Below are 10,861 nucleotides of genomic sequence, written 5' to 3'. Positions count from 1 at the left end.
TCATATCCGCCCCCTGTTCCGTCATACGGATAGGGAATCACGAAACCCGAGCCGACGCCAGTTTCCGGAGGTGCCCATTTGCCTTTGTGAACCGGTCACCGACTTGGATGGGTGGAGTTTTTCGCCCGAATATCGCCATTGTCGCCCGAAATGATTGCCTGCGTTCGTCCTGCTGTATCTCGAATCGCTTGGATTTGTACAAAAAACTTTCGATCCTCTGACAGCGTGTGCTTTGCCACCAGGTCACAGGCCAGGAAATTGAACAGGGCGCCCAGGGCCAGTTCGCCCGCACGATCGAATAGGCTGAAATAATAGGCCACCGGCAAACGACACATCCATCCAAGCCCCCTGTCGGGCTGAAACTGTCATTTGCGCCACATCCAGCCCTTCAATCGCGCGGACATTGCCAGCGGCATCCGCAACCGAATCCGGGTTCCCGGCCCCATGGCGCGCTGGACCGCATGATGAACGAAAAGTATGCACAGCGCCCCCACCGCGATCGCGACGAAAAGATGCACGAACAAGATCGCAACCGTCAGGCCAATGGCCACGACCAAAAGCAGCCGAAGCCATCCTGCGGAATTTACCGCCCGGCGAATCTCCTCGAAGCCGAAAGCATTATTATGCGCCACACTCCTCCCCTTTCGATTGCGAGCCCCGATCAAAGCCGCATGCCCCCATGATTGGGCCCCATACGGGCGGGGCTCGTCAAACGATTGTTGCATCCTTGGAGATATGTTGCCGCTCATCAGATATTGCGACTTATTTTTACTCTCTGTCCTTAGGCCGATTTATGCTAGAGTCAGTGATCGAATTCGAGATGATTCGCCCTGCGGGAGACGCCGCCGATGCCGCTTCCCCACGGCTCGGATCGTAAGCCTCGCGGCTTTGGAATGTAGCTTGAACTTTGGCCGGATTTGCCGGCGATCCCGGTTGACTTTTGGTCGCGCTGACTGACTAAGTAACTCTGGCATGGGGCATTGCCGTAGTTGGGCCGCCCGTTAAAGCAGGTCGTGAGACGAGGAAGAGGAATGAACCAGACCAATCCGCTCCCCGAATGGACCGATGATTTATCCGTGAACGTCGAAATCATCGACGAAGATCATCAGGCGTTCTTTCGCTTGGCGGCTCTGATGAATGACGTGACCGCCACGCCCGACAACGATCAGCTCTACCTCATCGAAACCTCCATCAATATCCTCGAGGAATATATCGAGGGGCATTTCCTGCGCGAGCAAAAGGCCATGGCCAAGGCCGACTACGCCTATCTGGTCGAGCATATCGCGGCGCACGACGCCTTTGCCGACCGGGTAACCCGCATCGTTCAGGACTACCGCCAGACGGGCAATATCGAACATATCGGCGCCCTGGCGCATTTGGTCACGGATTGGCTGAATATCCACATCCGGGGGGTAGATGCCCAATACAAAGGGATCTTGACCAACGCGAATGTGGATGACCGCCCCCTGGTGTATATGGCCGCAGGCCTGGACACCGAGCTTGCCTCATAGCCAAAGGCAAGAAAGCCCCCCGTCGGCATATGCTCCTCCTTCGGGCTTGGGGATAAGCCGGGCCGTCGTGCGCAAGGACGGCCCGCATGGGATTGCCGATCCCGACGGGTTCAGACAGAATGGGCCTGTCCGCGTCAGCACAAGGTCCTGAGAGATGGCGCATCCTTCGATACTGTCCGTAGCGCTGGCGAACCTGCAGAAATCCCATGAATTCCTGCTGAAAATTCTGGACGCCTGCGGCAACATCCCCGGAGCCCCCGGCGCCGCGTCCGATCAGGAAATGATGGCCGCTATCGCCCATTTGGCGCATTTGACCGAATCCGTGATTCAGGAGGGCAAATATGCCCGCGAGAACGGCGGCGACTTCGTGGCCGCCGACATCTTTTCCGAAACAGCCCCCGACACCCAGGCTTCCCTTCTCCAGGCGCCCCCTGCCGACGATAAAATGCTCCGCCTCCGGGTCATCTTGCAGATATGCCTTGAACAAAGCGACCGGAACTGGCTCCAGGCCAAGCGGCTGAAATCCGAAAACGCCGCCCTGCGGCGCGGCATGAAGCAGGTCGCCGCCGATGTGGCCGCCGCCCGCTCGATGCTGCCGCCGGTCGCTGCTGCCGCCCCCCGACCAGCCCCGGCCCCGACCCCCATCACGGTGGCAAGACCGTCGCCCGCGGCGATGCCCATGACGGTGACGCGACTGGCCGGACAGCAGAAGCTTCGGCTGAAATAGGGGTTCGGCGCCGAACTCGTCGAACGCCCCGCCCATGGCCCTGATCAGGGCTTCTTCCCCGCCCCACGCGAACGCAAAAGATCGGCAACCCCGTTCTGGCTTGCCACCCCGTCGATCGCCTCGGCGGGCGGATGAAACCGGCTCACCCCGCGCTTGCTGCGCTTGTTGCGCGTCAGATCGGCCAGTTCAAACTGTTCCGCCTCCATTTTCTGGAGCTTCCCGATTCCCTCCCAGGCGGAATCCAGCTTTCGCTTCATGGTTTCGTCGGCTTTGCGTCCGCCCAGGACCGCGACGATTTCCTCCACCGAGGCCAATCGCTCCTGCAGAAGGTCGCCGCCTCCCAGGGTGATTTCTCCGCCGTTCAGATACTTCTCCATATCGGCGATGATCGCATCCAGCCTACCGACGGACATTTGCCGCAAGATACCGATGAACAAAGCCTTCATCGTCCCGATTTTCTGCCGCAGCGGATTGTCCTGGCCGCGATGGGGACCTTTGTTCAAGTCCACCAGGGTGACGAGGTTCACCAGCCTATCTGCCGCCTCCATGATCTCTGCGCGCACGACCTTGCGCGTCCGTTCATCATCGGTGGCATGCAGGGCTTCCTTCAGATGCTCGATTCTGGCGGCGATTTCGCTCACGCCATTGAAGATAATGGATGCCTGGGAATTGGGATCCTCCCCCACGACGGCCGGCGCATGCGGTCGGCGCGGGGCCAGGCCCAGCTCCCCGGAATGGCCCGCGGCGGCAAGCTTGCGGGGGGCCGGAGACGGAGACGGCGATTGCGTCGCGCAGTCCTGGCGGTCGGCAGCGCGACGGAACGGCCCTTCGTAAAGGCCCGGAGCGGGATTGCGGCGGCAAGGCCCCCGAAAGGTCGGGTTGGCGATGAACTCGCGCTTTTCATTCAAGGCGCGATTGACGTTTTTCAGCATGCCGCGCGTGCTGATGGGCAGGGTCATGACGCAATTGGCCCCGGAATTGCGCATCATGGACAGATTGCCGACATCCATGTGACTGATGACGCAAATCATCGGCCCGGTCACGACGCCTTCGGGGGTTTCCATTCTGATGCGCCGAATCATGTCGAGCGGTTCGTCGATATCGGTACCGGCGCAAACGATCAGGTCATAGATGCCGGAAGCGGCGAACTTAATCGCTTCGGTCAGGATGCCCGACTTCAAAACGTCGGCAAATCCAATCTGATGCAAGGATGTCGCGATCAAGCTGCAAAGCGAATCGTCCGAGGCCACGACCATGCATGCCTTGCCTAAGAAGGAGGTATTCAATGACATTCCACGATCCTTGGCCCCACGCGCGCTCCGCATCTCAGGGAATAAAGAACCAGCCGATGAAAACGGAAAAAGCCATTCCGTGCTAGTCTGGATCCGATGAATAGGTATTGAAGCATGGTTATGACCGGGTTATCAAACCCCTTGCGAATTGAAGGGGGCATACGGCAACCTTAACGCCTGGGGCCGAGGCTTACGCCAAGTCCGGTATTCGGCCAAGACAGGAGACAAGGATGGGCACGGAAAAGGGGGTGCCTTCACCGGAAACGGACAGTGCGCGGGACGCCAATATGGCGGAAATTCTCGAAAAGATGCGCGTCCTGCTGACCGGGGAGCAGCCGCAGGCGGCACCGCGCGCGCCCGAACCGCCGAAGCCCACCCCCGTCGCCGAGCCCCCAAAGCCCTGCGCCCCCGCCGCCGTGAGCGATCGGGATCAGTTCCCCCACACGGTGGCGGACCGGTTGATGGCCGGGCAAAGCCCGGTCCAAGTCTATCGCGAATACCGCGGCATGACCCGCGAGTCCCTGGCTCGGACGGCGGGAATCAGCCTCGAAACGCTGGCCGCCCTGGAAGCCGGGTTTGACATGATCGTGCTGCGCAAGATCGCCGAAGCCCTGAAGATCGACGTCCGGCGGCTGCTTTAACGTCGGGCCTCAAATGCGAGGCACGACGCTCAGGCAAGCATTGAGCAAGCGGCCAAGCGGCCGGAGGGCCGTCCCCCCTCAAGACGGATTCTTGCGGTGCGGCACCACCGCCGTATTGGGGCGGCGCCGGATCATCAGGGCGAAACCATCGCGCACCCGGGTCAGGACGCGAACCGTCGCCCGCTCGGCCCCCGCCATCCGCTTGAAGACCTGATAGGCTCGCCGCCGTCCGCTGCCCGGCCCCACCTGGGCATAGGTTCTGAACCGTGCGTTCCGGACCACGCGACGCCCGAAACGGGTCCGGAGAAAGGCCAGCAGCAGGCCGTTCTTGGCCAACCAGGCGACGAGAATCACCATGGCGTGCGCGAACACGCCCTTGATGAGAACTCCGAACAGAAACAATAAAATACCGGCGATGATCGCTGTCAGCATAGCCGCTTTCCAAACCCATGGGCCGCGCCGAGATCCCCGGGCGAAAGCACCCGGTCTCCATAGGCCGGGGCAAACCGTCGGCAATCATAGCCGAAGGGGAAAAATACGTCATCTTCTATGGTTCGGAAACGGGGACGATCGCGCCGAATTCGGCGCCGAAACCAGATCAGCGGCCCGCAGGCCCAGAACGGCCGGACGTCTGCGACTTCGGCGAGCGGGCGGTGTCGAACTGCGGCAAGGGCAACACCCCTGCCTCGATTTCCTTCACCTGGGCCACGATGCCTTGGGCTTTCTTGACCGCGTCCTTGACCTCGCTGTCGAGCATGTCGATGCCGCCGCGGACATTGATCAGGAATTGGGCATAGCTCATGCGAGCCTGCATGGCGCGACCGATATTGAAAGACAGTCCGGCACGCCCGGACAAAATGTCCTCGCCGGACTTGATCAGCCGGGAAAGCTGGGCGCGCAGGAGCGATTCCGCGCTGGCATCCACCGATTTGCGGATAATGCGCAGACGCTCGATATCCGCCGCCGAGCAACCGTGCTGCTCGATGCGCATCTGCGCCAGCGCCATGAGGTTGATGAGGCGCTCTTCGGCATCTGCCACCGCCGTGGTCAGAGCCCCCTGCGCCTCGGCGCCGGTGGTGGTCACCAACCGCGCCAGAAGCTGCTCGATCAGGCGGGCGGTGACGAATGCCTTGTCGATCACCGCGCGGGTCTGGCGGTCGCCCCCTTCGTCCTCCTCGGCCTCATCCGCCCTGGGACGCGCTGGCGCCGCGAAAGAGCCCCTCTGCGGCGCGGCCGCCGCCATTCCGGGCACCGGCGGCAAGGAACGCTCTCCCTGCAATTCCTGCCGGATGGCCCGCCGTTCCGATTTCTCGACCGCCTGATTTAGCTGCTCGGCGATGCGGTCCTCGGCCCGGCGGAACGGTCCCTGGTGACCCTTGGATGACCGGCGACGACGACAGCCGCCGCGATAGGTGGCGGTGGAAATGAAAGGCCGCTTGCCGTCCATGGCGGATAAAAGCTTCGCCTGCACCGCCATCAGCGAGGTCGGCATGGCGATGACCTCGCAGATTCCGGCCTCGCGGGTTTCCTGAAGCAGTTCCGGCGTCCAGTCCCGGCCCAGGCTGATGATGGGCAGCGTATTGGCGGGAGCGGACATTTCCCAACGGACAAAGCGAGCGATGGCAATGCTCCCGCCGCCGGGTACGTCGTTTTGGGAGATGATCAGGTCGATAGAGGGATTGGCGCGAAGGGCATGCGCTACCCCACCGACATCGGAGAGAAACTCGACATCATGCATCTTCACCCCGAGCAACAACTCACGCAGCACCCTGCGCAGACCACCATCAGCGATAGCAACAAGGCCCTTACAGGCTGCAAATGGCTTCATCTTGAGGACCTACCCCTTTCGAACGCCACCGATCGAGTGTGTATCGAAGCATTGCCAAGGCCGCAGCACAACCCTCGAATTATGAGATTTACTGGCTATTTTTGCGCCGAGGTTGAGCTGGCCAGCCGGGCCATTCCATCTTTCGAACACGATTTCTTCGCCCCCCCATGGACTCGGCACATCTTAAGGCATAAGCTTGCCGCCAAGCGACACCTTCCTTCGGAGCACCGAGAGATGAGGGCGAGGGAATGGAGCAGACACACCGAGTTCTCCACTGTATCCACCACCCCATCATTAAATACAATCCCGGCATCTTATGAGTTAATGCATGTTGACTCTGCCATCATTTAAGAACATTGCATGCCTTCTGATTTCATCAGACAAGAAAAAGCGCCGCCTGCTGGCCGACGTTCTCAACCAGATTGGGATTGGTGTTATTCACGAAGCTGATACGGTTGAACATGCCACTTTACAGCTTCGTTACACAACCATCGATCTCGTCATTTGGGCAGAGGCCGGCGATGGTCACATCGACCTGCTGAAGCATATCCGGCGCGACTTGCCCCCCAGAGCCCGGGCGGTTCCCTTCCTGTGCGTCACGGAAGGATGGGATAATGAGCGTCTGACCCGAGCCAGGGATGCCGGTGCCTCCGGCTTTGCCACCCTCCCCCTCACTCTGCGGGGGATGCTGAAAGCCGTCTCGGCGCTTCTCACCGACTCGCGCGAATTCATCAATTGCGGCGGCTATGCCGGTCCCGACCGCAGACGGAACGATCTTCCCAACTATCAGGGACCGCGTCGCCGCGCCACCGATGGAACGGCCCCGCGCCCGGCGGCGGAAACCGCACCGCAGAAACCGTCCGCCGCCGCCCGGCCCGAAAATGCCGCCGAGGCGCCGAGCGGCGCGACCGCCGAGACGCCAAGTCGGCCGTCGCCCAAAGCCACGGCCGGAATCGGCATGGCCGCAACATCCGGTGGCGGCCGAGGCCCCGATATCGAGCATCTGCCACCGTCCAACCGCCGCGTCCAGGTCGTCCAAGAGGCCCTGCGCATCTCTCAAGAGCTTCAAGCCCTGCTTCACGACCCCGCCGCGGAAAACGCCAAGGCGAAGATCAGCGACCATTTCAATCGCCTGATGAACCTCATGGGGCTGGTCCACGGCTATTGCCGGGAGGAAGGCGAGGCAGGGTCCTTCTTCAAGAAGAAATATGCCGAGATCATGGCGACCGTCAGTAAGTTCTCGTTGGGAATCCTGGCCTCCGGCCTCGAACGGACCGTCCAGGAATCGTCTCGGATCGTCGATGGAACCACTCCCGCCGCATTGGGATCGTCATCGAAGATCTTTTACAAGATGTCCGAATTCGACACCTTGATCACAATGCTCGGCGGCTACCCCTCGCTCTCCCTCGACCTGTTGGAGATGATCAAGACCGGATGGCAGAACGTGCTGTCGCTGACGGCCCGAGACAATACCCTCAGCGAGCTGGAAAAGGATGACGCCGCACCGCTGAAGCTTGTGGCCGCCAAGCGACTGAACGATGCGGATCTAATCTTGCAAGAGCGCCGCGCAGCCGATTCCCAAGAGGCCGCCTTCCAGCGCCTCAACCGATCGCCGACGGTGTAGCGGCCCCGGTCCCTATAGCGGCGAGCGCCAAATCCGGCGCACGCCGCGATCAGCCGCCATTACGGCGGCGGCCAAGCGGCCGGAGGGCCGCAGGCGCCTCGACCAGATAGGCGAATTCATCCACCGCCGCCGCCGTCTCGATGACGGCGGTTTTTGCCGCATCCCCGGATTGGGGAATAAACCGGATGCGGATGTGACAGGCGTGCGGCTCTTCCCGGGCGATCCTGCTTTCCAGTTCCCGGGTCAGGGCATGGCACTCCTCGACCGTGACCTGGCTTGAAATGGAAAGCTGCAGATCCACTTCCCAGGTTTCCCCCATGCGGCGACCGCGCAGGTCCACAACGCTGACGCCGGGATGGTGGGCGGCCAGCAATTGCCGGATGCCGTCGATACGATGGGAGGGAACGCTGCCGTCCATCAAGCCGTGGATGCTGTCCCAGGCGATCACCGCGCCGATGCGCAAAACCAGCAGCGACACCAAGATGGCGGCCAGATGATCCGCCGCCACCCATCCCAGGATGGACAAAACGATGCCCGCCAGCACCGCCAGAGACGAATAGGCGTCGCCCCGATTGTCGGCGGCGGCGGCCATTATGGCGGGACTGTTGGTGTGTTCGGCCACGCAGCGCAGATAGCGATGCATCAGTTCGGCGGTTCCGGCGGAGATCAGGGCGCCGAACACGGCCCAGACCTCGGGGACCTGCACATGGCCGGAGCCGAGATGGGTGACGTTGTACCACAGCATGGCGGCGGCCCCGGCCATCAGGCTGATGCCGATGAAATTGGCCGACAGGAATTGAACCTTGCCGTAGCCGTAGGGAAAGGCGGAATTGGCCGGTCGGCTGGACAGCTTGACGCTGGCCAGATTGATGCCCTTGGTCAGAAAATCGCCGAAGGAATGTAGGGAATGGGCCTGAAGCGCCATGCTGCCGCTCAGCACCCCCAAAGCGGTCTTGAACACGGCGAGAGCCAGGGCGGTGAACATGTCCAGCCAAGCCGCTCGGTCACGACATTCCTGGCATTTGCTTGGTTTCATCGGCCTTCCCAGCATCGGCGACGCCAATGCGCACCGTGGTTTATTCTATAGCAGTTGCCTGCCGTCCATGGCAACCGCACCACCTTGCAAGGCCGCGATTATTTGGGCACCAGCATGGGTAGGACGCCGGGCAGGATGTCGAAGCGGAAGGGGGCTTCCATCTTTTCCACCTCGCCGTCGATGGAGACCAGCGACTTGCGCTGCCGGGTCCGGATTTCCAGCCAGGGCAAGGAGCCTCGGATGAGTGCCTCGTTGCTGGCCCAACGCCCCATGGCCACCTGCAGGCCCAGATCCATGAGGCTGATTGGCCCCGCCCCCTGCCCGATATAAACCCCCAGGGTAGCACCATCCATGCGCTCGCGCTCCAGCTGGAACGGATCGGAATCCCGGCACATATTGTTGGACACCATAAAAAAGGAAGTGGCGATCCGGGCTTGGACGTCGGGTCCGATCAACTCCGCTTCGATCAAGCGATGCCCCCGGGCCAGGCCGGTCAGCCCGGCCAGGGCTCCGTCCAGAAAGCTCCCTCCTTTGCGGCGGGCCTCGTCGCGAGAACGGATGAATTCAGGAAATGCGCCGAGACAGGCACGAATCAGGAAGAAACGGTCATTGACCCGACCCAAATCGGTGGGGGTGGGAACCGCATCGGCCAAGGCCACCGCCGCCCGGTCAAGGTCGAACGGCACTCCGAACTGGCGGGCGACATAATTCATGGTTCCCAGCGGCAGGACACCCAGGGACTTGCCGCTTCCCACCACATGCTTAAGCGATCGGGACAAGGACCCGTCGCCGCCGCCGATGATGACCGCATGGACGGCGGGATCACGGCACGCCTTGCGAATTGCGCGCCCCATGTCCTTTCCCTCGGCCAGGCTGACATGGGCCTGATGGCCCAGCGAGGTCCAGATGGCCGACAGCCGGGCGGCGACGACCGGGGGCGACAGGCAGGCGACGGTTCCCGCACGTTCATTGATGATCGCCGCGATGCGCATCGCTCCGCCCCTGGTCAGCGGGGAATGGCGCCCGCGATCATAATTGCCATCTCATGCCGCCTTTCTTGTCCACCGGCACCTTGACCACGATATCGTGGCATTTGATGCATCGTCCGGCCGGCGGATGCGGCTGGCGGGAGGTCGGCAGAATGGGCGGTCCCAGCTTGCGGACCCGCGAGAGATTTTCCAAAACGGCGCCATAGGGCGTCTTGAACTGGGAGCCGGCGGCCGGGCCGCCCACCATCAGGTGGCACTGGATGCAATCGCCTACATAGGGATGCGGCATTCCGGTTCCTGGCTTCACCGGCGGGATATGGCGGATGGTCATCAGCTTGTAGCGGAGCGGCGGTTCCAGCAGCCGCTCCAGCGGCGACAGCAGCGATGGCTCCATGGGCAGCGGTAGACGCCCCAGCAGCAGCCCCTCCGCCCGTCGGGGCGAGGTGGCGGGCGTTATGCCGGACGGCGTGGACAGCTGGTCCCAATAGAGTCCCAGCCCGATCGCCGCCAACAAGGCGATCATCCCCAAGCTTACCCAGCGACGGCCGCGCCGCGGCGCCTCCATGCTCACCTTCCCCGTCTCCTCGGACTCACTGCACCACCATCCACAGTGCCAGTCCCTCGTCATCGCGCAACTTGCAGGTCCGCCCGCCGACCTGTATCGACTTGACGTAAAGCTCGGCATTGGGCCGCCCCGGATCGAAGATGAATCCGACGCCGCTGACCCGCGCTCCGTCGAAGGACGGGCAGCCGATCTGGGTAAGATATGCCTGCGGCGCCACCGAAATCTCCTGCAGGGCGCCGGTGCCGTTGTCGATCCAGATATGGACCTGCCCCCAGCCGACATCGTTGCCGATGCTGGCCACCTGGGTGACACGGCCGCTGAACTGCAAAGGCGTCGCCGGGGTAAAGGGCGACAGACCCGGCAGGGCGGCGGGAAGCGACAATGCCTGGCTTTGGGCCGTGACGCCGCCGCCGGTTTTGCCGCCGCCTGTGAAGCGGTCGGGAAGCATGGCGCTCACAACCAGCCCCAGGATCAGGACGACCCCGAGGCCAAGCACCAGTTGGGGCGAGACGGCGCCTTCGGCCATCTGCCGAATACGGCTCAACATACGCTCTGGCCGGAAGTCCATGACGCCGCCCCTCTCTCGGTCAGGCCCGTGCCGCGGCGGCGGGTGCCGGGCTGACGAACAGGCGGATGTCGCGGGCGTGG

Annotated in this window: 14 protein-coding genes; 5 read left to right on the top strand and 9 right to left on the bottom strand. The window is 62.4% G+C overall.

Annotated elements, in window-relative coordinates:
- Window positions 1–95: 95 nt before the first annotated feature.
- Both A6A04_RS23230 and A6A04_RS15705 read right to left on the bottom strand, forming a co-directional pair.
- The gene (locus tag A6A04_RS23230) at window positions 96–335 is read right to left on the bottom strand and encodes a hypothetical protein (RefSeq protein ID WP_245651239.1); all 240 of its coding nucleotides are present in this window, start codon (window positions 333–335) and stop codon (window positions 96–98) included.
- A gap of 30 nt (window positions 336–365) precedes the next feature.
- Window positions 366–632: a hypothetical protein gene (locus tag A6A04_RS15705; RefSeq protein ID WP_152619670.1), complete on the bottom strand. Its 267-nt coding sequence runs from the start codon at window positions 630–632 to the stop codon at window positions 366–368.
- 399 nt (window positions 633–1,031) lie between these two features.
- Here A6A04_RS15705 and A6A04_RS15700 point away from each other — a divergent pair, with 399 nt between their 5' ends.
- Together A6A04_RS15700 and A6A04_RS15695 are read left to right on the top strand one after the other, a co-directional pair.
- Window positions 1,032–1,511, top strand: a complete 480-nt coding sequence (locus A6A04_RS15700; RefSeq protein WP_009867583.1) for a bacteriohemerythrin — start codon at window positions 1,032–1,034, stop codon at window positions 1,509–1,511.
- Between the two features lie 154 nt (window positions 1,512–1,665).
- Window positions 1,666–2,238 (top strand): hypothetical protein, encoded by a 573-nt coding sequence (locus A6A04_RS15695; protein ID WP_068494552.1) that lies wholly within the window; start codon window positions 1,666–1,668, stop codon window positions 2,236–2,238.
- A gap of 44 nt (window positions 2,239–2,282) precedes the next feature.
- Here A6A04_RS15695 and A6A04_RS15690 read toward each other — a convergent pair whose 3' ends face one another.
- Window positions 2,283–3,530: a response regulator transcription factor gene (locus A6A04_RS15690; protein ID WP_068494551.1), complete on the bottom strand. Its 1,248-nt coding sequence runs from the start codon at window positions 3,528–3,530 to the stop codon at window positions 2,283–2,285.
- Window positions 3,531–3,817: 287 nt separating this feature from the next.
- On the opposite strand from A6A04_RS15690, the gene A6A04_RS15685 reads away from it, so the two are divergent.
- On the top strand, window positions 3,818–4,171 hold the full coding sequence (locus A6A04_RS15685; RefSeq protein ID WP_245651238.1) for a helix-turn-helix transcriptional regulator: 354 nt from the start codon (window positions 3,818–3,820) through the stop codon (window positions 4,169–4,171).
- 78 nt (window positions 4,172–4,249) lie between these two features.
- Here A6A04_RS15685 and mamW read toward each other — a convergent pair whose 3' ends face one another.
- Entirely contained in the window at window positions 4,250–4,603 is a 354-nt protein-coding gene (gene mamW, locus A6A04_RS15680) for a magnetosome protein MamW (RefSeq protein ID WP_008622215.1), read from the bottom strand.
- 166 nt (window positions 4,604–4,769) lie between these two features.
- Window positions 4,770–5,768 (bottom strand): chemotaxis protein CheY, encoded by a 999-nt coding sequence (locus A6A04_RS15675; RefSeq protein ID WP_245651237.1) that lies wholly within the window; start codon window positions 5,766–5,768, stop codon window positions 4,770–4,772.
- A 96-nt stretch (window positions 5,769–5,864) separates the two neighbouring features.
- Between A6A04_RS15675 and A6A04_RS22730 the strand changes: the two genes are divergently transcribed.
- A complete protein-coding gene (locus A6A04_RS22730; RefSeq protein ID WP_172822790.1) occupies window positions 5,865–6,350 on the top strand; it encodes a hypothetical protein in 486 nt (161 codons plus the stop codon).
- Window positions 6,328–7,623 (top strand): response regulator, encoded by a 1,296-nt coding sequence (locus A6A04_RS15670; RefSeq protein ID WP_245651236.1) that lies wholly within the window; start codon window positions 6,328–6,330, stop codon window positions 7,621–7,623. Before A6A04_RS22730 ends, A6A04_RS15670 begins: the two co-directional genes overlap by 23 nt.
- Window positions 7,624–7,672: 49 nt before the next feature.
- Here the strand turns inward: A6A04_RS15670 and mamV are convergent, their stop codons facing one another.
- The 4 genes from mamV to mamS all read right to left on the bottom strand — a co-directional run bounded on the left by mamV (window position 7,673) and on the right by mamS (window position 10,760).
- Window positions 7,673–8,659, bottom strand: a complete 987-nt coding sequence (gene mamV, locus A6A04_RS15665; protein WP_245651235.1) for a CDF transporter MamV — start codon at window positions 8,657–8,659, stop codon at window positions 7,673–7,675.
- A gap of 98 nt (window positions 8,660–8,757) precedes the next feature.
- Entirely contained in the window at window positions 8,758–9,651 is an 894-nt protein-coding gene (gene mamU, locus A6A04_RS15660; RefSeq protein WP_068494543.1) for a lipid kinase MamU, read from the bottom strand.
- 37 nt (window positions 9,652–9,688) lie between these two features.
- The gene (mamT, locus tag A6A04_RS15655; protein ID WP_008622199.1) at window positions 9,689–10,171 is read right to left on the bottom strand and encodes a magnetosome protein MamT; all 483 of its coding nucleotides are present in this window, start codon (window positions 10,169–10,171) and stop codon (window positions 9,689–9,691) included.
- Between the two features lie 67 nt (window positions 10,172–10,238).
- Window positions 10,239–10,760 carry a magnetosome protein MamS gene (mamS, locus tag A6A04_RS15650; protein ID WP_145980709.1) on the bottom strand — a complete coding sequence of 174 codons (522 nt, stop codon included), beginning with the start codon at window positions 10,758–10,760 and terminating at the stop codon, window positions 10,239–10,241.
- Window positions 10,761–10,861: the final 101 nt, after the last annotated feature.

This window comes from Paramagnetospirillum marisnigri (genome assembly GCF_001650715.1).
Classification (GTDB): Bacteria; Pseudomonadota; Alphaproteobacteria; order Rhodospirillales; family Magnetospirillaceae; genus Phaeospirillum; species Phaeospirillum marisnigri.
The sequence above is the reverse complement of the archived record's forward strand: the minus strand, read 5'-3'. Positions and strand labels throughout refer to the sequence as shown.

Excerpts from the sequence above, each read along its gene's own strand:
- mamU (WP_068494543.1), bottom strand. The coding sequence starts at position 9,651 with ATGCGCATCGCGGCGATCATCAATGAACGTGCGGGAACCGTCGCCTGC.
- A6A04_RS23230 (WP_245651239.1), bottom strand. The coding sequence starts at position 335 with ATGTGTCGTTTGCCGGTGGCCTATTATTTCAGCCTATTCGATCGTGCG.
- A6A04_RS15675 (WP_245651237.1), bottom strand. The coding sequence starts at position 5,768 with ATGTCCGCTCCCGCCAATACGCTGCCCATCATCAGCCTGGGCCGGGAC.
- mamV (WP_245651235.1), bottom strand. The coding sequence starts at position 8,659 with ATGAAACCAAGCAAATGCCAGGAATGTCGTGACCGAGCGGCTTGGCTG.
- A6A04_RS22730 (WP_172822790.1), top strand. The coding sequence starts at position 5,865 with ATGCGCTACCCCACCGACATCGGAGAGAAACTCGACATCATGCATCTT.
- A6A04_RS15690 (WP_068494551.1), bottom strand. The coding sequence starts at position 3,530 with ATGTCATTGAATACCTCCTTCTTAGGCAAGGCATGCATGGTCGTGGCC.
- A6A04_RS15685 (WP_245651238.1), top strand. The coding sequence starts at position 3,818 with ATGGCGGAAATTCTCGAAAAGATGCGCGTCCTGCTGACCGGGGAGCAG.
- A6A04_RS15700 (WP_009867583.1), top strand. The coding sequence starts at position 1,032 with ATGAACCAGACCAATCCGCTCCCCGAATGGACCGATGATTTATCCGTG.
- mamS (WP_145980709.1), bottom strand. The coding sequence starts at position 10,760 with ATGTTGAGCCGTATTCGGCAGATGGCCGAAGGCGCCGTCTCGCCCCAA.
- mamW (WP_008622215.1), bottom strand. The coding sequence starts at position 4,603 with ATGCTGACAGCGATCATCGCCGGTATTTTATTGTTTCTGTTCGGAGTT.
- mamT (WP_008622199.1), bottom strand. The coding sequence starts at position 10,171 with ATGATCGCCTTGTTGGCGGCGATCGGGCTGGGACTCTATTGGGACCAG.
- A6A04_RS15670 (WP_245651236.1), top strand. The coding sequence starts at position 6,328 with ATGTTGACTCTGCCATCATTTAAGAACATTGCATGCCTTCTGATTTCA.
- A6A04_RS15695 (WP_068494552.1), top strand. The coding sequence starts at position 1,666 with ATGGCGCATCCTTCGATACTGTCCGTAGCGCTGGCGAACCTGCAGAAA.